Below are 24,025 nucleotides of genomic sequence, written 5' to 3'. Positions count from 1 at the left end.
GTCCCGCAAACTCACCTTGATCAGCGCGATTTCAGCCGGAGTCATGCATTCCAGCTCGCCGCTTCGCTCAGTGATTCCTGGCATGCCAATGAGCATGTAACCGTGAACGGCAGAGGACCCGGACAGAGTGTCCGGGTCCTCTTTCCTCGCAGGTCAGGAGTGTTGACCAGCCGTCACCCGGTGACCTCGTCCACGGCGTCCAGGACGGCCTTCCAGGGAAGGCCGCGCCCTGCCGACGCCTCGCGCGGCTCGTACAGTGGCCAGACCTCTGGTCCGGAGACGATGCGCACGCCGCCCACTTCGAGGGTCTCGATGTGGCGCTGCCATGCCGGGTGACGAGCGTGCGCCGCGTTGACCCTAGGGAAGACGACTACCGGCAGCCCGATGGTGCCGATTGCCTCCCCCACCTGCGTCAGCGCTTGATTGTCCATCAGGCCCGTGGCGAGCTTGGCCACCATGTTGGCCGTCGCGGGAGCTACCACGTAGCAGTCAACCGGTGGGTGTGGGCGAGTCTCGCCAGGCAGACGGGCTTCATCTCGCACGGGAAAGCCAGTCAGCCTTTCCAGTCGCTCGACCTCGCCGCTTGTCCGCAGCCATTGGCCGGCGGTCGGAGTCAGGGTGACGGCTACCTGCCATCCGCGTCCCATCGCGGGCTCGACCAGGCCGGCGCGCAACCCCTCCACCCCTCCGGCTGCTGACCCGACGACTCCAAGCACCCCGCGCTTTCCTGAACTCACTGGACCGCCCTGCACCTCTGAGCCATCACGAACACCTCGGACGATCGCGAGCCGCCCGTGACCGGTGATTGCTTGATCAGATCCCGCAGCGTCTCGCGCACCCTTGGATTGTTTCGCACGAGCTGCGGTGATGTGCGCTCAGCCGTACGGAGTTCTGCGAATGCCTCATCGCCCTGTCCGCTGAGCGACAGAGCGCGTGCGAAGTCGATGCGGTGCGACACGCTGCGTTCCTGTGGCATGTGATCGACGTTGATCCGGCCGTGTTCCACCACGTACGTCACGTTGTCGAGGTCCAGTTCAATCGAGAGACGGTGAAGCAGGACGTTCGTGGGTCCGAAGCCGGTCTGCCAGTGGTTCTCATCCGAGCCAAGGTCATCCGCGAGTTCCTCGGCTCGTTGCAGCAGGCTGGTTGCGGTGGGCCGGTCCTGGTGACGAGCGGCTGCGACTGCGGCGCGCAGGTGGATCATCCCCAGCAGACTCAGTGCCGCAGGGTCGTTGTCGGTCACCCGAGACGAGAGCCATGCGGCGGCCGTGTTGCCCAGTTCTAACGCGTCGTCGTACCGGCCATTGGCCAGCAGGGCGTGCGTGCCGGACCGTGCGGCGGAGGCCAACACGAGCGGGTCGTCGGACTCGTCTGCGGCACGCATCGCACGCTCGGCAGCAAGCCAGGAGATGTCTGATTCGCCGATCTTTGCGAGGGTCGTTGCTGCGAGGTGGTGGGTGCGCGCCGACACTGCCCAGCAGTCGCTACGATCCTCACCGCGGCGTGAGGCTCGCTCCTCCAGCTCTTGCGCTGTCTGAAGGAGCGCGGGAAGCGCGGCGATGACGCTGCCGAGCCGCCCACCCTGGTAGTCGTTCCATGCCTGCTCCACACGCACGGCCACGGGCGCGGGCGTGGGAAGCTGCGTCTCAGCCTCGGGGCCGAAGAGTAGACGGGACAGCCGGCGCGGGCTCATAAGCGCGTCTCGCACGGCCGGAACGTCGTCCTGCTGCTTCTCGCCCTCCATGAGCACGGTCTGACCGAGCAGGTCCCCGAGGGGCACGCGCAGGATGCGCGACAGCTCCGCGAGCATGTCGATTCGAGGAGGCTTCCGGCGCCCCGTCTCGATCTTCGCCAACCAGTCGGTGCTGCGCCCGACCAGACCGGCGAGCACCTCTTGCGTGTAGCCGCGACGCTTCCGGTAGAACGCGATGCGTTCACCGATGCTGAGGTGATCTCCTAGACCACGCACGATGTGCTGCCTCCTGCGGGTAGCGACCCGTCTCACGGTACAGAGCTTGTGACCGGGCAGGTAGTTGGCCCTGCTGGTTCCCGGGCCAGAACAAGGATGAGCGGCTCCTGGTGAAAGGACCCGGACACTGTGTCCGGGTCCTTTCACCAAGAGCTTGCCGTAGCAGGCGGGCTTGATCAGTCAACGATGAGCGCAGCCTGTGGGGTGACTCTACGGATGCCAGCAGTGCGGGAATAAGCCCTCGCAGGTGACCACCAAGTGGTGGCATCGCTCGCCGGTCGTCGCCGCGGCCGACGATGGGCGTGCTGACGTGACCTTCTAGGGAGGCGGTCTCCGCCAACCAGGCGAACGCACCCCTACTGCTCAATTGATGAGATTCCTTCTTCCCGCAAATAGTTAGACAAAATTTCTCGTGCCTTTTCGTCACCTGATGCATCGACTCTGGCGAACCATTCGCGAGCCTCCTCTTGGTGACCGCTCTCCCACAGCGTGACGCCTAGAGCCAACAAGCTGATTGCTCCACCCTCAGCGGCGGCTCGGCGTAGCCAATTTAGGGCGTCCTCCGCGCCTCCCTGATCAATTAGGGTCATCCCTAGGAGAGTCATGGAAAAAGTATCACCGGACTCCGCAGACGCCTGTATAAGGTCGAGAGCCCTATCGCTCTCCCCTCTTTCAGTCAGGTACTTAAATAGAATCCTGGCAGCAATGCCATCCCCCTTATTGGCGGCTGATTCTAGCCAATGAAATCCAGGAACGAAATCATCCTTGCTGATCAGGATCCTGCCAAGCGCCTGCATGGCGGCTACGCTGCCTTCTTCTGCTCGAACGCGAACACGGTCTACGATGTCCGGCTCAATGTCGCTGGCGTCGTTTAGAAGTAGCGCAAGTTGTTCGACGGCCACATGACTTCCTGCCCGTATCGACGTCTTCGTCCAAGTAAGTGCCTCTTCCCTGTTTCCTTGGGCGTAAAGCAGGGCTCCGAGGGTTCCAGTGGCAGACGCGTTTCCAGACGCAGCGGCACGCCGTCCCCAGAGAATAGCTTCTTCCGTCTCTCCGAGTCGAGACAAGGAAATCGCCAACAGGGTCATTGCTGGCACATACCCAGATGCTGCGGCGCGCAACAGGTATTGCCGTGCCTCTTCGGCTTGCCCCTCTCCGTCCAGGTGAGTGGCCCACACCGTCGAGGCGAAGGCGTTTTCACGTTCTGCGGCAGTCTTGTATGCCAAAAGGCTGAGTCGGGAATCTTCCCATTTCTCTGTCGTCAGCCCGATAGCAGCGCAGGCCTCGGGTGTGGACAGGGAAATTAGAAGTTCCCCAAAAGTGTTAGGGATTGTGAATTTCTTAAGCGCAAGGAGATTTTGGGCGTACTGGACTAGGAGGTCTGAAGCGATGTAACCCGAGATGTTCCCTATCTCACGAGCGTAAGCTGCCAGCGGAGCGCTAGCTCCGCGGACGGGTAGCGTAGCCCAGTTGAGTGCTTGCTCGAACCAGTCCTCGGGCGCGGTGGCACGTTGAGTTCCGTCGAGCTGTGAAAGTGAAAGATTCAGAAGCATTTCCCTGTCCATTGGTTGCGGGTGTCCCAACAGCCGTGCAGAAACTGCTGCGGTGACCACTGCACCCCCCAACGGGTTATCTGCTTGTACCCAGCGGTGGACGAGTTCTGGTGCGGCGGCAAGATGTTCTGTCAATCTAGGGCACGGTCCGTCGGTCAAGGCTTCTGAGACTCTCGGATCCACTTGAGAAATTTCACGCGCGCGAGCCTGTTCGGCTTCAGTGAAATCGAGAATATCGAAACGTCGCCCCAACTCAAGAACGCGCCTAATGTCGTCGCTATATTCCTCGCTGCCGGTGCCGCGCAATTGACTGTATTTTTCGGGCCAGATAGTCCCTATGATCACTGCTGGTCTGTCCCGCTGAAGTAGGAGACGTTGTGTTGTCTCGAGCGAGAAGTTCCCTGGCTCTAGGAACCTCTGTATATCGTCGAGCCAGATCACTGTTTTGGTGAAATCAACGTCGCTTTCGACGAGTAGGTTGAGCGATTCTGCGTTTGGGGGAATGCACAAGCGCCACTCCCCAAGTGTGCTTCTGATTGCTTCGTAAGCGCATCGGGTCTTCCCTGAGGCCGCTCTTCCTACAAGCAAGAAAAATCCACCAGTCGCTGCCTTGGAATGCAAGGCGGCTCGTAGGTCGGCGTCTACATCGCGGGGGATGTAAGTAGGAAATTCTGGAGATAGGATGGAATTGGAATTGTGAGGCAGTGGGATAGCGGCGTGGATTCCAATTAAGGCTCGATCTGAGACATTCTTGACAAGTGGAAAGTTCTCGCTGGATCCGATTATTCGTTTGAGGGCGGAATCCTGCTGCATGTCTAGCCGATTCGCCTCGGCTGTCTGTGCTGTTAGAGCGTCAAGCTTGACTTGCATGAAGGCGCTAGCCACCAGGAGCAAGACGCCTCCCGTTGCAGCGAGGGAGGTTACCGCCCACTTTGGCCAGGTAACGTTCGCGGCCTGAAGCGCTTGCGGGCCCACGGTAAGTACCAGCACGAAGAACAGAGGGCCAGCCAAGGCCACCCACCTGCTCCTGCCACGCAGTCTCATGTGGTCCATAGTCCCAGTAGGGCGTTGCTCATGGGGGTAGATCGTCGACCCGCTGGATACCTGCTGTCCCGCACGAGTCGGGGCCGTCTGTGGGCCGTCGAAGGGTGGCCTACAGCGACCAACAGCGACCAACGACGACCGTCCGATCCCAGGTTGGTGCTGCGCCGACGTCGATCGTTTGAGGTCGCTCCGGGCTGCCGTCACTTCCTGCGCAACAAGAAGAGCGAGTGGGAGGAGTACCGCTCCGAGGTGACGGCGTTCGAGCTGCGGAAGAACCTGCCGGTGCTGTAGAGGCGCCCGGGCGGCGCGGGGGCCGGTGGTCCGCGACCACCGGCCCCCCGGTATCCGGCTGCGCCGGGTCAGTCCGTGCGCAGGCACTCGATCTCGTAGTCGCCGCTGTCCTCGTCGATCGTCACGCCGTGGGTCTCGCTGCGGAAGCCCGGGAAGCGGCGGTCGAAGGTCTCCAGGGCGGTGAGGTAGCGCAGGAGGGGGCCGTCGGGGGTGCCGGTGGACTCGCCCGGCATGAGGACGGGGATGCCGGGCGGGGTCACCGTGACCATCGCCGCGGCCACCCGGTCCGCCGCGTCGGCGATCCGCACCCGCTCCGTGCCGCCCCGCACCAGCCGCTGGTAGCAGTGCTGCGGCGGGAACACCGGCTCGGGCAGCTGCTGGAACGCGGTGTCCAGCAGCTCCACCAGGCGTACCGAGCGAAGCTGCTCGTGCATCTGGCGGCACAGCTCGGGCAGGGTCATGCCGGCGTAGCGGCGGGGGTGCGCGGCGACCGCCTCGGGCAGGACCCGGTCCAGGGGGGCGTCGCCGTCGTACAGGGCCTTGAAGTCCATCAGCGCGTCCAGCAGCGTGCCCCACTTGCCCTTGGTGATGCCCATGGAGAACAGCACCAGCGTGGTGTAGCTGTCGGTCTTCTCGACCACGATGTTCCGGGTGGCCAGGTACGCGGTCAGGACCCGCGCCGGGATGCCCTCCTCGGTCATCTCGCCGGTCGCGGAGATGCCGGGGCAGGTCAGGGTGACCTTCACCGGGTCCAGCATGCAGTGGCCCTCGGTCAGCCCCGGGAACCCGTGCCAGGCGGCGTCCGGCTCCAGGAGCCAGCAGGACTGCTCGGTGCGCAGCAGCTCCGGCGGGGCCGTGTCGAAGGCGAGCCGTTCGCCCGTCGCCGGGTCGGTGACCTCCTCCGGCTGCCAGACGCCGAAGAACCACGGCGGCCGGTCCCCGGCGCTCTCCACCCGCCGGCGCAGCCGGACCATCTCCTGCCGGAAGCGGACCGCCTCCGTCAGCGCCTCGTCGATCAGCCACTCGCCCTGCGGCCCGTCCATCATGGCCGTCGCCACGTCCAGCGAGGCGATCATCGGGTAGAGGGGGGAGGTGGTGCCGTGCATCATCAGGGCCTCGTTGAAGCGGTCGTGCTCCACCGGCGCCCGGGGCGCCGGCCGCACGTGCACCATCGCGGACTGCGACAGCGCGGCCAGCAGCTTGTGCGTGGACTGGGTCGCGAAGACCGTCGGCCGGTCGGGGCCGGGGAAGGTGTCCGGGTCCACCGACATGCCGTACCGGCCCGCGTACAGCGGGTGGAACCGGGCGTACGCGAACCAGGCCTCGTCGAAGTGCACCCGGGGCGTGCTGGCCGCGAGCGCCCGCGCCGCCGGGACGGCCGCGTAACTGAGGCCGTCATAAGTGGAGTTGGTGAACACCGCGTACTGGGCCTGACGGGAGACGGCGCCCTCGGCGAGCGGGTGCGCGGCGATCCGGGCCGCGACGGAGTCCGCCGCCAGCTCGGCCGGGGGCAGCGGGCCGGCGAGGCCGTAGCCGTTGCGGGTGGGGATGAGGTAGACGGGCCGGGCACCGGAGACGACCAGGCCCTGGAGCACCGACTTGTGGCAGTTGCGGTCCACCAGGGCCAGTTCGTCGCGGGTGACGCTGAAGTGGCCCACCAGCCGGTTGCAGGTGGAGTCGCCGTGCAGCACGAAGTAGGTCAGCTCGGAGCCGAAGACGCGGGCCGCGTTGCGTTCGGCGTCGCCGATGGGGCCGGTGTGCTCGAACAGCGAGCCGAGCTGTTCCACGGAGATCGACAGGTCGCTGCGCAGCAGCCGTTCGCCGAAGTAGTCGTGGAAGGCGCGTCCGGCGGGCGACTTGAGGAAGGCGACGCCGCCGGAGTGGGCGGGGGTGTGCCAGGAGTACTCGTGGGCATCGTCGAAGCGGCGCAGCGCCCGGAAGAACGGCGGCAGCACGTCCTCGCGGTAGGCGCGGGCGGCGGTGGTGATGCGGCCGGCGATGAACCCGGGGGTGTCCTCCAGCGGCCACACGTATCCGACGACCGTCTCCGACACCCACAGCGGCAGGTCCTCGAGCCCCTCGTCGGCCATGACCAGGAACACCGGCAGGTCCCGGAAGCGCCGCCCGATCCGGCGCAGCACGGCGGCCCCGCCCGTGACCCCCTCGGTGCTTCCGGCCGTGGCCCCGTCGGTGCGCCCGTCCGTCCGGCCCCTCCCGTCCGTGCTCCAGCGGGCGGCGCCGTCCCGCGGGGCCGGCGGGGCGAGCGCGGCCCCGGGGCCGTCACCGCTGATCCGATGACCGTCGCCGCTGATCCGCGGCCCCGCCCCCGCCACGGGCAGGTCCCAGGCGACCATGGCCGCCGCCAGTCCCGCCTCGGTACGCAGTACGGCGTCCGCGTCCTCGGCGGTGACCGCCCAGCGCACCCCGAAGCCGGCCGCCTGCACCGCGTCCCGGATCTTGCGCAGCTGCTCGGCCGCGGCCCCCTCGGCGCGCGGATGCTCGCCCACCGCGACCAGGATCTTGCTGTCGGACATCCGTGTCCTCGTCTCTCCCGGCAGCCGCCCGGCCGCCTCCCCGGGAAGTCTCCGGGGCGGCCCGCCGGGAGTGCGGGAGCCCGGGTCGGGAAGACACCGTGATGGTGGAAAGCCCGGCCGCCCTGTTGACCCGGGGTGCGGCTATCGGAGGTACGCCGGCGACACGGCGGCCGGGCTGATCCGCCGCGGCCTTCCCGACCCGTCCGCCGGAATCTCGTACAGGTCGGCGCCGTAGTCCCCGGGCAGCGCGTACACGAGCGTGTGCGTGTCCCGCCACAGCGCCTGGTCGTCCACGCTGCGCGGTTCGCCGAGCGGGGTCTCCCGCAGGGTGCGCAGATCGAGGACGTACAGCCGCCAGGGCGCGTCCTCGGGCAGCCCCGCCACCCGCTTCTTGTACGCGATCCGGGTGCCGTCGGGCGACAGGGACGGGCATTCGACATTGGCGTGCAGAGTGGTGACCGTGCGGTCGCGCAGGTCGCCGCGGACCAGATAGGTCCGGCCCCCGCCGGCCAGGGTGGCGTAGAACGTGCGGTCGTCGGCCGCGAACGTCACGCCCCAGAAGTTGGCGTCCGCCGCCCGGTAGGGCCGCCCGTCCCGGACGATCCGGAAGGACTCCAGCGACGGGATCAGCTCGCCCGTGCGGGTGTCCACGATCGCGGCGCGCGTGGAGAAGTGCGTCCCGGCGTACGAGTCGCCGCCCACGAACGCCGTCCAGGCCGCGAAGTGCCCGGTGGGGGAGACCCGGGCGCGCGACGGGATGCCCGGCACGTCGTAGCGGTCCACGGTGTGCAGACGGGAGTCCAGGATCAGCGCCCGGTAGGTGTCCGAGACCGGCCCGTGCACGGCTTGCAGGCACACGCCGGTGCCCGAGGCGGCGTGGAAGCGGAGGCACTTGAGGCCGGAGGCGGTGCGCGGCCCGCCCGGGTCAGCGGCCGGGACGGCGGTCAGCTCGTCCCGGTGCGGGCCCCACGCCATGTTGCGGAACACCAGGCGCCCGGACCCGCGCAGCGTCACCGGTCCCGGGGTGACGCGCGGACCGCCCGCCTGTGGGTGGTCACGGCGCTCGGCGCGCGCGGAGGCGTGCAGCACGGCGGCCAGCCCGACCGCCGCCAGCACGGCGACGGCCGCGACGAGGACGAGGACGCGCGAGCGTACGGTCATGCGGTCACCGCCCCCGCCGGGCGCAGCGTCAGGGAGAAGGCGGCACACGCGGCCAGCGCCACCAGCGCGCCCGCCAGCGCCGCCCGGTCGCCCCAGACCGTCCAGGCCGCGCCGAACAGCAGGGAGCAGGCGAACCGGGTCAGCGCCTGCCCGGTCTGTACGACGGCGAGACCGGAGGAGCGCAGCCGCTCCGGCACGCTGTCGGAGGCGGCGGCCATCAGCACCCCGTCGGTGGCCGCGTAGAAGCCGCCGTGCAGGGCGAGGACGAGATACGGCAGCCCGGTGCCGTGCCAGGAGGTCAGCAGCAGGGCGTAGGCGAGGAGCAGGGCCCCGTGCCCGGCCAGGAAGACCGCCCAGCTCCCCACCCGGTCCGCGAGCCGGCCGAGCGGCACCGCCAGCAGCAGGAACGCGGCGGCCGTACCCAGCGGCAGCAGCGCGAACCACCGGTCGGGCACCCCGAGACGCCGCTGGAGCAGCAGGTAGACGAAGGAGTCGCTCACCGTGGCGAGGCCCAGCAGCAGCGCGCAGACGGTGATTCGGCGCAGGTCGCGGCGGCGCAGCAGCCCGACGGCGGCCCGCAGGGTCGGCCGCTCAGCGGGGGTCGCCGGGGTCGCCGGCTTGCGCCCGCCCGGCACGAAGAGCACCAGCACCAGCAGACCCAGCGCGGCCACGCAGGCGCTGACGGCGAACACCGCGTCGTAACCGTCCACGGTGGCCCGCAGGATGAGGAACGCCGCCAGCGGTCCGAGCAGGGCCCCGGCGGTGTCCATCGCGCGGTGCACCCCGAAGGCCCGCCCGCGCGTCTCCGGCGTGCTCGACAGCGAGATCAGCGCGTCGCGCGGGGCCGTCCGCAGTCCTTTGCCGGTGCGGTCGGCGGCGAGCACCGCGCCGATCGGGGTCAGCGTGTGCGCCACCAGCAACAGGGGCTTGCACACGGCCGAGATGCCGTACCCCAGCCCGGCGACCCACTTGTGCCGCCCGCCGCCCCGGTCGGCGAGGTGCCCGCCGACGAGGCGTACGAGCGCCGAGAAGCCGTTGTAGATGCCGTCCAGCAGGCCGAACCCCAGGGGCGACAGGCCGAGTCCGGTGACCAGGTACAGCGGCAGCACCGCCGTCACCATCTCCGACGACACGTCGGTGACCAGGCTCACCGTGCCCAGCGCGAGCACCGTCGGCGCGACCGCGGCACGGCGCCGCCCGGCGGAGGGCCGGGCGGCGCCGTGAGCGGACGTGGACGCGCGACTGTCCGCTACGTACACGTCAGGACGCCCAGACGCCGGTGATGTCCTTGGCGGTCGCCGCGTTGCCCGCGTGCGTGCTCAGGCCCTGGGTGTCCTCCAGGGTGCGCAGCAGGTCGTAGTGGTTGTAGGTGACCGAGGAGCTGGCACCGGCGGTCACGGGCTGCCCGTAGAGCACGGTCGGGATCCGGTTCCCGCTGAGCCGGTTGTCCTCGTCGAAGGTGACGACGAGCAGGCTGTTGTGGGTCTTGGCCCAGGTCGCGTACGCGCCCAGATTGTTCTTCAGCCAGGTGTCACCGGTGGACACCGAGCAGTCGTGCATGTCGCTGCACAGGTTCGGCACGACGAAGGACACCTTGGGCAGCGTCGAGTAGTCCGCCGGGAACTGGGCGAACGTCTTCGCCGACGACACCGGCACGTTGCTGAAACCGAACCAAGGGTTGTGCTTGCGCGCGTAGTTACCGCTGCTGCACGTGGTGGAGCCCTGGCTCGGCAGGGTCTCGTTGTAGCTGGCCCAGCTGCGCCCGGCGGCGATCAGCTCGGACGCCAGGTTGGGCGCCGAGGAGAAGCCCGGCGTGTAGCAGCTGTCGTCGGTGATGCCCTGCGTGGAGCCGGAGAACAGCGCGAAGTAGTTCGGCTGGCTCGGGTGGGTCTCGGCGTAGGACTGCGTGAGGTTCGCGCCGCCGCTCTTCAGCGAGTTGATGTACGGCGCGCTGGAGGAATCGATGACCTGGCTGTAGGCGTGGTTCTCGAAGACCACGACGATGACGTGGTCCGGGCTGGGCACGGTGCCCGCGGCGTGCGCGGATCCGCTGCCGAGGCCGGTCCACAGCCCGAACGCGGCCGCGGCGAGGGCCGAGGCGGACGCCACGACGGTACGGGCACGGCGGTACACGGAACTGCCGGACACATCAACCTCCGGGTAGGGATGGGCGGCTGGCGGTGCGCTCAGAGCATGCACACGCCAATCTGCCCGTGGCCCACGCGGGCCGACCCCGTGAGTGAAGAGCCGGTGAACGGCGGGTACCCGCGCCCCATGGCGGACATCCTCATCGGTACCTGCGGCTGGACGGACCCTGCACTGCTCGCGAGCGGCTGGTACCCACGGGGCCACCGCGACGCCGAGAAACGCCTGCGCCACTACGCGACCCGCTTCCCCGTGGTCGAGGTCGACTCGCCGTACTACGCCCTGCCGGCCGCGCGCACCACGGCCCTGTGGGCGGAGCGCACACCCCCCGGCTTCCGCTTCGACGTCAAGGCGTTCTCCCTCCTCACCGGCCACCCCACCCGCCCGGCCGCGCTCCCCGCCGACCTGCGCGGCCACCCCCGCGACGAGGCCCTGCGCGCCGAGGTCTGGGCCCGCTACGCCGAAGCCCTCACCCCCCTGCGCGACGCAGGCCGCCTGGGCACCCTCCTGTTCCAGTTCCCGCCCTCCCTCGCCCCCGGCCCCGAGGCCGAGGACTTCGTGCGCGCCGCCCGCGAACGCGCCCGCGGCTGGCCGTTCGCCGCCGAGTTCCGCGACCCCGCCTGGTGGCGGACCGGCCGTACGGCCGCCTTCCTCCAGGACATCGACGCCTCCGCCGTGGCCACGGACACCGTCGAGGGCATGACGCCGGCCGTCGTGACCACCCCCCGCCTGGCCGTGGTCCGCTTCCACGGCCGCAGCCCCCTGTGGGGCGCGGGCACGAAGGAGGAGCGCTTCCGCCACACCTACATGGCGGCGGAACTGACCGAATGGCTGCCGCGCGTCCGGGACCTGTCCCGGCACACCGAGGAACTGCACCTCCTGTTCAACAACTGCTGCGGCGACGCGGCGCCGAGGGCCGCCCAGACCATGCACGACCTGCTGACGACGGCGTTCCCGCACCAGCAGGACCGCACCAGCCGGGTCACCACCTGACCGGGGGCCGCACGGCCCGTGCGCCCCCGCGCGTACGGGCCCGCCCCCACCCGACCGCGGGCGGAGCTGCCCCGGCCCCCTCCGGTTAGGCTCTGGCCAGGACGACCGAAGATCCGAGGGGAGACCACGGACATGACGCCGGGGCGCAGGAGCAGCACCTTCACCCGTCTGCTGCGGCACGGCTTCACCGACCCCTCCGCCGCCGAGCGCCTCCTGGACGGCCCCGAACTCGGCCCCGTCCGCGACGACCCGGTCCTCCTCGAAGCCCTCGGCGCCACCGCCGACCCCGACCTCGCCCTGCACGGCCTGGTCCGCCTCCTGGAGGCGCAGGACGGCCCCACGGCCCACCGTTCCCTGCTGGACACCCTGATCGCGGCGAAGCCCCTGCGCGACCGCCTCCTCGGCGTCCTCGGCGCCTCCGCCGCCCTCGCCGACCATCTGGCCCGCCACCCCACCGACTGGCAGGTCCTGGTCACCTACGAGCCGCAGGACCTGCACCCGGGCCTCACGGAGTTCGAACGCGGCCTGGCCGAGGCCGACGACCCGGTCAGCCTCCGCGTCGCCTACCGCCGCTGCCTGCTCTCCATCGCCGCCCGGGACGTCTGCGGCACCACCGACGTGGCCGAGACCGCCGCGGAACTCGCCGACCTGGCCACCGCCACCCTCCGCGCGGCCCTGGCCATGGCCCGGCGCGCCGCCCCCGAGGACGCCGCCGCCTGCCGCCTCGCGGTGATCGCCATGGGCAAGTGCGGCGGCCACGAACTGAACTACGTCTCCGACGTGGACGTCATCTTCGTGGCCGAGGCGACCGACGGAACACCCGAGAACAAGGCCGTCAACTCCGCCACCTCACTGGCCTCCCACCTCATGCGGATCTGCTCCGAGACGACCGTCGAGGGCTCCATCTGGCCGGTCGATGCCAATCTCCGCCCCGAGGGCCGCAACGGCCCCCTCGTCCGCACCCTCAGCAGCCACCTCGCCTACTACCAGCGCTGGGCCAAGACCTGGGAGTTCCAGGCCCTCCTCAAGGCCCGCCCGGTGGCCGGCGACGCCGACCTCGGCCAGGCCTACCTCGACGCGCTGCACCCCCTCGTGTGGCAGGCGGCGGACCGCGAGAACTTCGTGACGGACGTGCAGAAGATGCGCCGCCGCGTGGTGGAGAACATCCCCCCGGCCGAGATCGACCGCGAACTCAAACTCGGCCCCGGCGGCCTGCGCGACGTCGAGTTCGCCGTGCAGCTCCTCCAGCTGGTGCACGGCCGCACCGACCCGGCCCTGCGCAGCGGCACCACCCTGGACGCCCTCCAGGCCCTCGCCGCCGGCGGCTACGTCGGCCGCGAGGACGCCGCCCGCCTGGACGAGGCCTACCGCTTCCTGCGCTCGATGGAGCACCGCATCCAGCTGTACCGCCTGCGCCGCACCCACCTCGTCCCCGAGGCGGAGGCGGACCAGCGCCGCCTCGGCCGCTCCCTGGGCCTGCGCACCGACCCGGTGAGCGGGCTGAACCGCGAGTGGCGGCGGCACACCGGCGTCGTACGGCGGCTGCACGAGAAACTCTTCTACCGCCCGCTGCTCGACGCGGTGGCCCAGCTGGCGCCCGGCGAGACCCGGCTGAGCCCCGAGGCGGCCCGGGCACGGCTGGTCGCCCTCGGTTACGCCGACCCGGCCGCCGCCCTGCGCCACCTGGAGGCCCTGGCCTCCGGGGTGACCCGCAAGGCGGCGATCCAGCGCACCCTGCTCCCGGTCCTGCTCGGCTGGTTCGCCGACTCGGCCGACCCCGACGCCGGCCTGCTCAACTTCCGCAAGGTCTCCGACGCGCTCGGCAAGACGCCCTGGTACCTGCGGCTGCTGCGCGACGAGGGGGCGGCGGCCGAGAACCTGGCCCGCGTCCTGTCGGCGGGCCGCCTCGCCCCCGACCTGCTGATGCGCGCCCCCGAGGCGGTGGCGCTGCTGGGCGACGGGGACGCCGGCGGCCTCGCGCCCCGCGACCGCGTCCCCCTGGAGCAGGAGATCATGGCCGCGGTGGGCCGCGCGGCCGGCGCCGGGCCGGGCGTCACCGCGGCCCGCGGGGTCCGCCGCCGCGAGCTGTTCCGCACCGCCGCCGCCGACATCGTCGGCTCCTACGGCACCGAGGCCAACGCCGCCGAGACCGACCAGGGCGCCCTCGTGGACCGGGTCGGCGCGGCCGTCTCCGACCTCACCGCGGCCACCCTCGCCGGCACCCTGAGCGCGGTCGTCCGCGACGGCTGGGGCGACGCCCTGCCCACCCGGTTCGCGATCATCGGGATGGGCCGCTTCGGCGGGCACGAGCTGGGCTACGGCTCCGACGCGGACGTGCTGTTCGTGCACGAACCCCGGGACGGCGCGGACGAACAGGAGGCGTCCGCCGCCGCGAACAGGATCGTCGCCGAGATGCGCCGCCTGCTCCAGCTGCCCAGCGCCGACCCGCCGCTGCTCATCGACGCGGACCTGCGCCCGGAGGGCAAGTCGGGCCCGTTGGTGCGCACCCTGAAGTCGTACGAGGCGTACTACCGCCGCTGGTCCCTGGTCTGGGAGTCCCAGGCGCTGCTGCGGGCCGAACCCGTCGCCGGCGACGAGGACCTGGGCCGGCGCTTCACCGCCCTGGTCGACCCCCTGCGCTATCCGGCCGAGGGTCTCGGCGAGGACGCGGTCCGCGAGATCCGCCGGCTGAAGGCCCGGATGGAGTCCGAGCGGCTGCCCCGGGGCGCCGACCCCAAGCTGCACACCAAGCTCGGCCCCGGCGGCCTGTCCGACGTCGAGTGGACCGTCCAGCTGCTCCAGCTGCGCCACGCCCACCACGAGCCCGGCCTGCGCACCACCCGCACCCGCGGGGCCCTGGCCGCCGCCCGCGACGCCGGGCTGCTGTCCGCCGCGGACGCGGAGATCCTGGACGAGGCGTGGGTGCTGGCCACCCGGGTGCGCAACGCGGTCATGCTGGTCCGCGGCCGGGCCGGGGACACCTTCCCCACCGAGCCCCGCGAGCTGGCCGCCGTCGGCCGCTACCTGGGCTACGGCGCCGGGCACGCCGGGGACATGCTGGACGCCTACCGGCGCACCGCCCGCCGGGCGCGCACGGTCGTGGAGGAGCTGTTCTACGCGGACTGAAACCGGCACCGCCGTCCGTGTGCGCCGTGCCGCTACGCGGACGTGACGGCGGGCACCGGCTCACCCGCGGGCGGCGCCGTCACCCGCCGGGGCAGCGCGTACGGCAGGGTGCCGTACCAGAGCCGGGCCACCGCGAACCCGAAGCACAGGCAGACCATGCCGCCCACCGCGTCCAGCCAGAAGTGGTTGGCCGTGGCGACGATCACCAGCAGGGTGAGCGTCGGGTACGCCAGCCCCAGCACCCGCGCCCACGGCACCGAGGCCAGCGCGAACACCGTCAGCCCGCACCACAGCGACCAGCCGATGTGCATCGACGGCATCGCCGCGTACTGGTTCGACATGTGCTTGAGGTCGCCGGACGCCATGGAGCCCCAGGTGTGGTGGATCAGCACGGTGTCGACGAAGTGCCCGCCGCGCATGAGCCGGGGCGGTGCCAGGGGGAACAGGTAGTAACCCGCGAGGGCCACGCCCGTGGTCGCGAACAGCGCCAGCCGGGTCGCCGCGTACCGGCCGGGATGCCACCGGTACAGCCACACCAGCACGCCGATCGTGATGACGAAGTGCAGTGTGGCGTAGTAGTAGTTCATGCCGATGATCAGCCAAGTCACCGAGTTGGCGGCGTGGTTGACCGACTGCTCGACGGCGACGCCCAGGCTGTGCTCGACGCGCCAGATCCAGCGCGCGTTGCGCAGCGCCTCGGCCCGCTGCTCCGGCACGGCGTTGCGGATCAGCGAGTACGTCCAGTAACTCACCGCGACCAGAAGGATCTCGAACCACAGCCGGGGCCGTCGCGGACGCCGCAGCCGGCCCAGCGGGCCCCGTCCGGCCTCGCCCGTGACGACCCGCGGAACGGTCACCTGCTCGCGACCTTCCGGTTCTGTCACGGTCGAGTCACTCATAGACACAGAGTCTGCCAGAAAAGGTTTCCCCGCCCGATCATCCCCCGGACGGTTCCACGGCGCACCTTCTACGAGGCACGCAGGGCGCGCGGGGCCGAGGCCGTGGAACCACGCACCACCAGCTCCGGCATGAACACGAACTCGCTGTGCGGCGCCGGGGTGCCGCCGATCTCCTCCAGCAGCGTGCGCACCGCCGCCTGCCCCATCGCCGGGACCGGCTTGCGGACGGTGGTCAGCGGCGGGTCGGTGAACGCGATCAGCGGGGAGTCGTCGAACCCGACCACCGACACGTCCCGTGGCACCTCCAGGCCCCGCTGCCGGGCCGCCCGTATCGCCCCCAGGGCCATCATGTCGCTGGCGCAGACCACCGCCGTGCAACCCCGCTCGATCAGCGCCGCCGCGGCGGCCTGACCGCCCTCCAGCGTGTACAGCGAGTGCTGGACCAGTTCCGTCTCGACGGTCTGCGCGGGAATCCCCAGCTGCTCCTGCACGGTCCGCACGAAGCCCTCGATCTTGCGCTGCACCGGCACGAACCGCTTCGGCCCGAGCGCCAGCCCGATCCGGGTGTGCCCCAGCGACACCAGATGTGTGACCGCCAGCGCCATCGCCGCCCGGTCGTCGGGAGAGATGAACGGCGCCTGCACCTTCGGCGAGAAGCCGTCCACCAGCACGAACGGCACGCCCTGCGCGCGCAGCCGCTCGTAGCGCTGCATGTCGGCGGTGGTGTCGGCGTGCAGCCCGGAGACGTAGATGATCCCGGCGACCCCGCGGTCCACGAGCATCTCGGTCAGCTCGTCCTCCGTCGACCCGCCCGGGGTCTGCGTGGCGAGCACCGGCGTGTACCCCTGACGGGTCAGCGCCTGGCCGATGACCTGGGCCAGGGCCGGGAATATCGGGTTCTCCAGCTCCGGGGTGATCAGGCCCACCAGGCCCTCACTGCGCTGGCGCAGCCGCACCGGACGCTCGTAGCCGAGCACGTCCAGCGCGGCCAGCACGGATTCGCGGGTGGTGGCGGCGACGCCCGGCTTCCCGTTGAGGACCCGGCTGACGGTCGCTTCGCTCACCCCCGCCTGCGCAGCGATATCGGCAAGCCGTGTGGTCACGGCACCGGACTGTACCGGTCGTATGTCCCCTTGCACACCGGCCGGACGCCGGGCGCGGGCGGCCGGGGGACCTGCCGTGGGTTGCTGCTTCATCGCGCTCCCTCGGTTTCATGGCGGCAAGAGCTTGCAGAGTCTTGCACAGGAGCGATCCTCGCCGCTCAGCCGCTCCCCCCTTGGGTCGCGCCGCGGTCGAGAGCCGGTCACGGGTGGGTAACCATCGTGCTCCCTTGCACTTTTTTTCTGCAAGGTCTTTCGCAACGCTTACATCGCTGTTACGTTCCCAGTCGCCCGGCCGTGGCAACGGCGCAGTCGGCAAGTCGCAGGGGCGGACGGTACCGCCTCCTGTACCACTCGGGCTCAACCCTCAAGGAGAACTCATGCGGCGTGGCATAGCGGCCTCCGCGCTGGTGGCGTCCCTCGCCCTCACGGCGACGGCATGCGGCGGGAGCGACGGCGACAGCGGAAAGTCGGACGGCCCGGTCACCATCACCTGGTGGGACACCTCCAACGCCACCAATGAGGCGCCGACGTACAAGAGCCTGGTGCAGCAGTTCGAGAGCGCCAACAAGAACATCAAGGTCAAGTACGTCAACGTCCCCTTCGACCAGGCGCAGAACAAGTTCGACACCGCCGCCGGTTCCCAGGGCGCCCCGGACGTGCTGCGCTCCGAGGTCGGCTGGACCCCCGCCTTCGCCAAGAAGGGCTTCTTCCTGCCGCTGGACGGCACCGAGGCCCTCGCCGACCGGGCGAAGTTCCAGCCCAGCCTGGTCGAGCAGGCCCAGTACCAGGGCAAGACCTACGGCGTCCCGCTGGTCACCGACACCCTCGCCCTGGTCTACAACAAGGCGCTGTTCAAGAAGGCCGGCATCGGCCAGGCGCCCAGGACCTGGGACGAGCTGAAGTCCGACGCCGCCAAGATCCAGGCGAAGACCAAGGCCGACGGCTACTGGGGCTCCACCCAGGGCTACTACGCGCAGACCTTCCTCTACGGCGAGGGCACCGACACCGTCGACGCCGCGGCGAAGAAGATCACCGTCGGCTCCGCCGCCGCCAAGAAGGCCTACGGCACCTGGCTCAGCACGTTCTCCGGCAAGGGCCTGCACAAGGCCGACACCACCGCCGACGCCTACGCCCACATCCAGGACGCGTTCGTCAACGGCAAGGTCGCCGCGATCATCCAGGGCCCCTGGGAGATCACGAACTTCTACCAGGGCGCGGCCTTCAAGGACAAGGCCAACCTCGGCATCGCCACCGTCCCGGCCGGCTCCGCCGGCAAGGCGGGCGCCCCGACCGGCGGCCACAACCTCTCGGTCTACGCCGGCTCGGACAAGGCCCACCAGGCGGCGGCCCTGAAGTTCGTCAAGTTCATGACCTCCGCGAAGTCCCAGGAGGCCGTCGCCCTGAAGAACTCCACCCTGCCGACCCGCTCCGACGCCTACACCGCCCAGGTCAAGGCCGACCCCGGCATCGCCGGCTACCAGGGTGTCCTCGCCTCCGCCCAGCCGCGCCCGGCGCTGCCCGAGTACAGCTCCCTGTGGAGTCCGCTGGACACCGAGCTGCCCAAGATCGCCTCGGGCCGGGAGTCCCTGGACAAGGGCCTGGGCAACGTCGAACTGGCCATCGCCAAGCTGGTGCCCGACTTCAGCAAGTGAGCCGCAGTGGCCGCCGGATCCCCTCGTCAGGAGGGGAGGGATCCGGCGGCCACCGCCCTGTACCCAGCCCGAATCCTTGATCTTTGAAGGTGTCGAACCATGACAGTCGCCATCGACCGCGCGACCGGCAAGCGCCGCGGTGACCGCGCGCCTCGGCCCGGGCTGGGGCAGCGCATCAGGAACGGCTACCAGAAGCACTGGTACGCCTACGCGATGATCGCCCCGGTGGTCGCCGTGCTCGGCGGCATCGTCGCCTACCCGCTGTTCCGCGGCGTCTACCTCACCCTCACCGACGCCAACAGCCTCAACTCGGCGCGCACCATCGGCGTCAACCACATCGCCGCCACCTACCGGTTCATCGGCCTGGACAACTACAAGGACATCCTGTTCGGCCCGACGGCCTACGACCGGTTCTGGTCGCACTTCCTGTGGACCGTCTTCTGGACCGCCGCCTGCGTCGTCCTGCACTACACCATCGGTCTCGGCCTCGCGCTCATGCTCGACCAGAAGCTGCGCGGCCGCACCGTCTACCGGCTGCTGCTCGTGCTGCCCTGGGCCGTGCCGACCTTCGTCACCGTCTTCTCCTGGCGGATCATGCTCGCCGACTCCGGCGTGCTCAACCAGGTCCTCGGCGCCCTCCACCTGCCCCAGCCGCAGTGGCTGGAGGACACGTTCTGGCAGCGGTTCGCCGCCATCATGGTCAACACCTGGTGCGGTGTGCCGTTCATGATGCTCTCCCTGCTCGGCGGCCTCCAGTCCATCGACTCCTCGCTCTACGAGGCCGCGGAGATGGACGGCGCCACCGCCTGGCAGCGCTTCCGGTACGTCACCCTGCCCGGCCTGCGCTCGGTCAGCTCCACCGTCGTCCTGCTCGGCATCATCTGGACCTTCAACCAGTTCGCCATCATCTTCCTGCTGTTCGGCCCGACCGGCGCGCCCGACGCCCAGATACTCGTGACCTGGGCCTACTACCTCGGCTTCGGCCAGCAGCCGCGTGACTTCGCCCAGTCCGCCGCGTACGGCGTGCTGCTGCTGTCGATCCTGACCGTCTTCACCTCCTTCTACTTCCGCTGGCTGAAGCGCAATGACCAGCTCGCCGTCTGACGCCGCAGGAGCCGCCGCCATGAGCACCCCGACCCTGGAAAAGACCGAGACCGCACCGGCCTGCGCCACCGCGCCCGCGCGCCGCACGCGCCGGCGCGGCGAGCGCGGCCCGCTCGGCGCCGCCCTGCTGCACGGCGGCCTCACCGCGGCGAGCCTCATCGCCCTGGCCCCGGTGGCCTGGCTGTTCTACCTGTCCCTCGGCCCGGGCAAGGACGACTACCTGCACCCGGGCAAGATCGCGGACAAGCTGACCTTCGGCAACTACCGCTTCGTGCTGGAGCACACCGCGTTCTTCGACTGGTTCAGGTCGACGATGATCGTGGCCCTCGGTACCACCCTCATCGGTGTCTTCGTCGCCGCGACCACCGGCTACGCGGTCTCCCGCATGCGCTTCCCCGGCTACAAGCAGCTGATGTGGGTCCTGCTGCTCACCCAGGCCTTCCCGATCGCCATCCTGATCGTGCCGATGTACGAGATCTTCGGCGAACTCGGCCTCATCGACACCTACTGGTCGCTGATCATCATCAACTGCACCACCGCCGTGCCGTACAGCGCGTGGCTGCTCAAGGGGTACTTCGACACCATCCCCTTCGAGATCGACGAGGCCGGACGCGTGGACGGGCTCACCCCGTTCGGGACCTTCTTCCGGCTGATCCTGCCGCTGGCCCGCCCGGGCCTGGCCGTCGCCGCGTTCTACAACTTCATCACCGCCGTCGGGGAGGTCGCCTTCGCGACCACCTTCATGCTGGACGACTCCAAGTACACCTTCGCCGTCGGCCTCCAGACCTTCGTCAGCCAGCACGACGCCCAGTGGAACTACATGGCCGCCACCGCGGTGCTGATCGCGATACCCGTGACCGTGTTCTTCTATCTCGTGCAGAAGAACCTCGTCACCGGTCTCACCGCCGGCGGCACCAAGGGCTGACGCCCGCCGGAGGCTCCCGCGCGGCCCGGCCGCGCGGGTGGGCGGGCCGCGCGGGCCTTCCCCCCGCCGCTCCGGCGGGGGGACGACCGGACCCCGCCGGCCCCGCGGCCCGCCTCGTACCCTCCGACCGCCGCCGTATCCACGCCCACCATGCCCCTGTCACGTATCAAGGACGCCATGAGCCAGCAGCACTCCGCCGCACCGGCCCGCCACCTCGCCGCCACCGTCGCCGACCGCCGCGACTGGTGGCGGGACGCGGTCATCTACCAGGTCTATCCGCGCAGCTTCGCCGACAGCAACGGCGACGGCATGGGCGACCTGGAAGGCGTACGCTCCCGCCTCCCGTACCTGCGCGACCTCGGCGTCGACGCCGTGTGGCTGAGCCCCTTCTACGCCTCCCCGCAGGCCGACGCCGGCTACGACGTCGCCGACTACCGCGCCGTCGACCTCATGTTCGGCAGCCTCCTCGATGCCGACGCGCTCATCCGCGACGCGCACGGACTGGGACTGCGGATCATCGTCGACCTGGTCCCCAACCACTCCTCCGACCAGCACGAGTGGTTCAAGCGGGCCCTCGCCGAGGGCCCCGGCTCGCCGCTGCGGGAGCGCTACCACTTCCGTCCCGGCAAGGGGAAGAACGGCGAACTGCCGCCCAACGACTGGGAGTCCATCTTCGGCGGCCCGGCCTGGACCCGGGTGACCGAGCCGGACGGCACCCCCGGCGAGTGGTACCTGCACCTCTTCGCCCCCGAGCAGCCCGACTTCAACTGGAACCACCCGGCCGTCGGTGACGAGTTCCGCTCCATCCTGCGTTTCTGGCTGGACATGGGCGTCGACGGCTTCCGGATCGACGTCGCCCACGGCCTGGTCAAGGCGGAGGGCCTGCCCGACCTCGGCTCGCACGAGCAGCTGAAACTGCTGGGCAACGATGTCATGCCGTTCTTCGACCAGGACGGCGTGCACGACATCTACCGCCAGTGGCGCGGCATCCTCGACGAGTACGCGGGTGAGCGGATCTTCGTCGCCGAGGCCTGGACCCCGACCGTCGAGCGCACCGCCCACTACGTCCGCCCCGACGAACTGCACCAGGCATTCAACTTCCAGTACCTGGGCACGGCGTGGGACGCGGGCGAGCTGCGCGCCGTCATCGACCGCACCCTGGAGGCCATGCGCCCGGTCGGCGCCCCCGCGACCTGGGTGCTGTCCAACCACGACGTCACCCGGCACGCCACCCGCTTCGCCAACCCGCCCGGCCTCGGCACCCAGATCCGCACCGCGGGCGACCGCGGACTGGGGCTCAGGCGGGCCCGGGCGGCCACCCTGCTGATGCTGGCCCTGCCCGGCTCGGCCTACGTCTACCAGGGCGAGGAACTGGGCCTCCCGGACGTCGTCGACCTGCCCGACGAGGTGCGCCAGGACCCGGCGTACTTCCGCGGCGCCGGCCAGGACGGCTTCCGCGACGGCTGCCGGGTGCCGATCCCGTGGACCCGCGAGGGGTCGTCGTACGGCTTCGGCGACGGCGGCAGCTGGCTCCCGCAGCCGGCCCAGTGGGGCGAGCTGAGCGTCCAGGCGCAGACCGGCGCGCCCGGTTCCACCCTGGAGCTGTACCGCACCGCGCTGCGGCTGCGCCGGTCGCGGCCGGACCTGGGCGCGGGCGACGCGGTGGAGTGGCTGCGGGCGCCCGAGGGCGTACTGGCCTTCCGGCGCGGCGACTTCGTCTGTGTCGCGAACACCACGGGCGAGACGGTGCGGACCCCGGTGTACGGCCGGGTGCTGCTCAGCAGCGGTGAGGTCGCGGAGAGTGGCGACGAGGCGAAGGTGCCCGCCGACACGACCGTGTGGTGGGCCGCCGCGGTCTGACGGACCGTCCGAAATTTCTTGCATCAACTTCACACCGGCCCGCTGCCTTTTACGGCAGCGGGCCCTTACCATCTGCGTCACCGCAACTTTCAGACATTGCAGCAAGAACCTTCAGCGTCGAAGGAACCCCACATGGCACGCAGGATCCTCCCCGCGGGGCTCGCCCTCGCAGCCGCCCTCACGGTTGGCATGAACCCGACAAATGCCGAGGCCTCCCCGCCCGGCACCAAGGACGTCACCGCCGTCCTCTTCGAGTGGAACTTCGCCTCGGTCGCCAAGGAGTGCACCACCACCCTCGGCCCCGCCGGATACGGCTACGTCCAGGTCTCCCCGCCCGCCGAGCACATACAGGGCCCGCAGTGGTGGACGTCGTACCAGCCGGTGTCCTACAGGATCGCCGGCCGTCTCGGCGACCGGGCCGCCTTCCGGAACATGGTGAACACCTGCCACGCCGCGGGCGTCAAGGTCGTCGCCGACACGGTCGTCAACCACATGGCGGCCGGCAGCGGCACCGGCACCGGCGGCACGGCGTACACGAAGTACAGCTACCCCGGCCTGTACTCCTCGTACGACTTCGACGACTGCACCTCCCCGGTGTCGAACTACGCCGACCGCTGGAACGTCCAGCACTGCGAACTCGTCGGCCTGGCCGACCTGGACACCGGTGAGGAGTACGTCCGCAAGACGATCGCCGGCTACCTCGACGACCTGCTCTCCCTGGGCGTCGACGGCTTCCGCATCGACGCCGCCAAACACATCGACAGCGCCGACCTGGCCAACATCAAGAGCCGCCTGACCAACCCCGGCGTCTACTGGAAGCAGGAGGTCATCTACGGCGCCGGGGAGGCCGTCCAGCCCGGCGAGTACACCGGCAACGGGGACGTCCAGGAGTTCCGCTACGCCTACGACCTCAAGCGCGTCCTCACCAGCGAGAAGCTGGCCTACCTGAGCAACTACGGCGAGGGCTGGGGCTATCTGAACAGCTCCGTGGCCGGCGTCTTCGTGGACAACCACGACACCGAACGCAACGGCAGCACCCTGAACTACAAGGCCGGCGCCGACTACACCCTGGCCAACGTCTTCATGCTCGCCTGGCCCTACGGCGCCCCCGACATCGACTCCGGCTACGAATGGACCGACGCCGACGCCGGCCCGCCCAACGGGGGCAAGGTCAACGCCTGCTGGCAGGACGGCTGGAAGTGCCAGCACGCCTGGCCGGAGATCAGGTCCATGGTGGCCTTCCGCAACGCCACCCGCGGACAGGCGGTCGCCAACTGGTGGGACAACGGCAACAACGCCATCGCCTTCGGGCGCGGCGCCAAGGGGTACGTGGCGATCAACCACGAGTCCTCGTCGCTCACCCGCACCTACCAGACCTCACTCGCGGCCGGCACGTACTGCAACGTCCAGAACAACACCACGGTGACCGTGGACTCCGGCGGCCGGTTCACCGCCACCCTGGGCCCCGACACGGCCCTGGCGCTCTACGCGGGCAAGCCGAGCTGCTGACCCGTCACCCCCCGGTCCCTGAAATCTCTTGCCCATGGTTTCAGGACTCTTGCTGAAACCTTTTCGCCGGCGGTACGGTCGCGCGGTCGCCCGGCGGCGCAGCGTGCCGCCGGCGTCGGGGTCGCCCCTAAGAGAGCCGCAACCGCAAGGAGTTACC

17 protein-coding genes are annotated in these 24,025 nt (G+C 70.0%); 8 read left to right on the top strand and 9 right to left on the bottom strand.

The window, feature by feature from the left end:
* Window positions 1-173 precede the first annotated feature (173 nt).
* From AB0F03_RS01510 to AB0F03_RS01500, 3 genes are all read right to left on the bottom strand, one after another.
* Window positions 174-683 (bottom strand): flavoprotein, encoded by a 510-nt coding sequence (locus tag AB0F03_RS01510; protein ID WP_361985807.1) that lies wholly within the window; start codon window positions 681-683, stop codon window positions 174-176.
* 50 nt (window positions 684-733) lie between these two features.
* Window positions 734-1,969, bottom strand: coding sequence for a helix-turn-helix transcriptional regulator (locus tag AB0F03_RS01505; protein ID WP_361985173.1), 1,236 nt, complete (start codon window positions 1,967-1,969; stop codon window positions 734-736).
* Window positions 1,970-2,325: 356 nt separating this feature from the next.
* Window positions 2,326-4,032, bottom strand: a complete 1,707-nt coding sequence (locus AB0F03_RS01500) for a tetratricopeptide repeat protein (protein WP_361985170.1) — start codon at window positions 4,030-4,032, stop codon at window positions 2,326-2,328.
* 690 nt (window positions 4,033-4,722) lie between these two features.
* Here AB0F03_RS01500 and AB0F03_RS01495 point away from each other — a divergent pair.
* A complete protein-coding gene (locus AB0F03_RS01495; protein WP_361985168.1) occupies window positions 4,723-4,857 on the top strand; it encodes a glutamine synthetase in 135 nt (44 codons plus the stop codon).
* A 68-nt stretch (window positions 4,858-4,925) separates the two neighbouring features.
* Here the strand turns inward: AB0F03_RS01495 and AB0F03_RS01490 are convergent, their stop codons facing one another.
* The 4 genes from AB0F03_RS01490 to AB0F03_RS01475 all read right to left on the bottom strand — a co-directional run bounded on the left by AB0F03_RS01490 (window position 4,926) and on the right by AB0F03_RS01475 (window position 10,700).
* On the bottom strand, window positions 4,926-7,391 hold the full coding sequence (locus AB0F03_RS01490) for an Orn/Lys/Arg decarboxylase N-terminal domain-containing protein (RefSeq protein ID WP_361985165.1): 2,466 nt from the start codon (window positions 7,389-7,391) through the stop codon (window positions 4,926-4,928).
* 141 nt (window positions 7,392-7,532) lie between these two features.
* Complete coding sequence (locus AB0F03_RS01485; RefSeq protein WP_361985162.1) at window positions 7,533-8,552, bottom strand: TolB-like translocation protein; 1,020 nt, start codon at window positions 8,550-8,552, stop codon at window positions 7,533-7,535.
* The gene (locus AB0F03_RS01480) at window positions 8,549-9,811 is read right to left on the bottom strand and encodes an MFS transporter (protein ID WP_361985159.1); all 1,263 of its coding nucleotides are present in this window, start codon (window positions 9,809-9,811) and stop codon (window positions 8,549-8,551) included. Before AB0F03_RS01480 ends, AB0F03_RS01485 begins: the two co-directional genes overlap by 4 nt.
* A 1-nt stretch (window position 9,812) precedes the next feature.
* Window positions 9,813-10,700, bottom strand: a complete 888-nt coding sequence (locus AB0F03_RS01475; protein WP_361985156.1) for an alkaline phosphatase family protein — start codon at window positions 10,698-10,700, stop codon at window positions 9,813-9,815.
* A gap of 126 nt (window positions 10,701-10,826) precedes the next feature.
* On the opposite strand from AB0F03_RS01475, the gene AB0F03_RS01470 reads away from it, so the two are divergent.
* Entirely contained in the window at window positions 10,827-11,690 is an 864-nt protein-coding gene (locus AB0F03_RS01470) for a DUF72 domain-containing protein (protein WP_361985153.1), read from the top strand.
* A 132-nt stretch (window positions 11,691-11,822) separates the two neighbouring features.
* Window positions 11,823-14,816: a bifunctional [glutamine synthetase] adenylyltransferase/[glutamine synthetase]-adenylyl-L-tyrosine phosphorylase gene (locus AB0F03_RS01465; protein ID WP_361985151.1), complete on the top strand. Its 2,994-nt coding sequence runs from the start codon at window positions 11,823-11,825 to the stop codon at window positions 14,814-14,816.
* Between the two features lie 32 nt (window positions 14,817-14,848).
* Here the strand turns inward: AB0F03_RS01465 and AB0F03_RS01460 are convergent, their stop codons facing one another.
* Together AB0F03_RS01460 and AB0F03_RS01455 are read right to left on the bottom strand one after the other, a co-directional pair.
* A complete protein-coding gene (locus AB0F03_RS01460; protein WP_361985148.1) occupies window positions 14,849-15,715 on the bottom strand; it encodes a phosphatase PAP2 family protein in 867 nt (288 codons plus the stop codon).
* 68 nt (window positions 15,716-15,783) lie between these two features.
* Window positions 15,784-16,818, bottom strand: a complete 1,035-nt coding sequence (locus AB0F03_RS01455; protein ID WP_361985145.1) for a LacI family DNA-binding transcriptional regulator — start codon at window positions 16,816-16,818, stop codon at window positions 15,784-15,786.
* Between the two features lie 377 nt (window positions 16,819-17,195).
* Here AB0F03_RS01455 and AB0F03_RS01450 point away from each other — a divergent pair, with 377 nt between their 5' ends.
* From AB0F03_RS01450 to AB0F03_RS01430, 5 genes are all read left to right on the top strand, one after another.
* The gene (locus AB0F03_RS01450; RefSeq protein WP_361985142.1) at window positions 17,196-18,470 is read left to right on the top strand and encodes an extracellular solute-binding protein; all 1,275 of its coding nucleotides are present in this window, start codon (window positions 17,196-17,198) and stop codon (window positions 18,468-18,470) included.
* Between the two features lie 99 nt (window positions 18,471-18,569).
* Window positions 18,570-19,574 (top strand): sugar ABC transporter permease, encoded by a 1,005-nt coding sequence (locus AB0F03_RS01445; protein WP_361985140.1) that lies wholly within the window; start codon window positions 18,570-18,572, stop codon window positions 19,572-19,574.
* 19 nt (window positions 19,575-19,593) lie between these two features.
* Complete coding sequence (locus AB0F03_RS01440; protein WP_361985137.1) at window positions 19,594-20,499, top strand: ABC transporter permease subunit; 906 nt, start codon at window positions 19,594-19,596, stop codon at window positions 20,497-20,499.
* Between the two features lie 177 nt (window positions 20,500-20,676).
* Window positions 20,677-22,359 (top strand): glycoside hydrolase family 13 protein, encoded by a 1,683-nt coding sequence (locus AB0F03_RS01435; protein ID WP_361985804.1) that lies wholly within the window; start codon window positions 20,677-20,679, stop codon window positions 22,357-22,359.
* A 132-nt stretch (window positions 22,360-22,491) separates the two neighbouring features.
* On the top strand, window positions 22,492-23,868 hold the full coding sequence (locus tag AB0F03_RS01430; protein WP_361985134.1) for an alpha-amylase family protein: 1,377 nt from the start codon (window positions 22,492-22,494) through the stop codon (window positions 23,866-23,868).
* Window positions 23,869-24,025 lie beyond the last annotated feature (157 nt).

Origin of the sequence: Streptomyces sp. NPDC028722, from assembly GCF_040637655.1 — a bacterium.
In the GTDB taxonomy this organism is placed as follows: domain Bacteria; phylum Actinomycetota; class Actinomycetes; order Streptomycetales; family Streptomycetaceae; genus Streptomyces.
The sequence above is the reverse complement of the archived record's forward strand: the minus strand, read 5'-3'. Positions and strand labels throughout refer to the sequence as shown.

Bases quoted from the DNA above. Each gene is read 5' to 3' on its own strand.
- AB0F03_RS01490 (WP_361985165.1), bottom strand. From the start codon at position 7,391: ATGTCCGACAGCAAGATCCTGGTCGCGGTGGGCGAGCATCCGCGCGCC.
- AB0F03_RS01435 (WP_361985804.1), top strand. From the start codon at position 20,677: ATGAGCCAGCAGCACTCCGCCGCACCGGCCCGCCACCTCGCCGCCACC.
- AB0F03_RS01485 (WP_361985162.1), bottom strand. From the start codon at position 8,552: ATGACCGTACGCTCGCGCGTCCTCGTCCTCGTCGCGGCCGTCGCCGTG.
- AB0F03_RS01460 (WP_361985148.1), bottom strand. From the start codon at position 15,715: ATGAGTGACTCGACCGTGACAGAACCGGAAGGTCGCGAGCAGGTGACC.
- AB0F03_RS01430 (WP_361985134.1), top strand. From the start codon at position 22,492: ATGGCACGCAGGATCCTCCCCGCGGGGCTCGCCCTCGCAGCCGCCCTC.
- AB0F03_RS01450 (WP_361985142.1), top strand. From the start codon at position 17,196: ATGCGGCGTGGCATAGCGGCCTCCGCGCTGGTGGCGTCCCTCGCCCTC.
- AB0F03_RS01470 (WP_361985153.1), top strand. From the start codon at position 10,827: ATGGCGGACATCCTCATCGGTACCTGCGGCTGGACGGACCCTGCACTG.
- AB0F03_RS01465 (WP_361985151.1), top strand. From the start codon at position 11,823: ATGACGCCGGGGCGCAGGAGCAGCACCTTCACCCGTCTGCTGCGGCAC.
- AB0F03_RS01445 (WP_361985140.1), top strand. From the start codon at position 18,570: ATGACAGTCGCCATCGACCGCGCGACCGGCAAGCGCCGCGGTGACCGC.
- AB0F03_RS01440 (WP_361985137.1), top strand. From the start codon at position 19,594: ATGAGCACCCCGACCCTGGAAAAGACCGAGACCGCACCGGCCTGCGCC.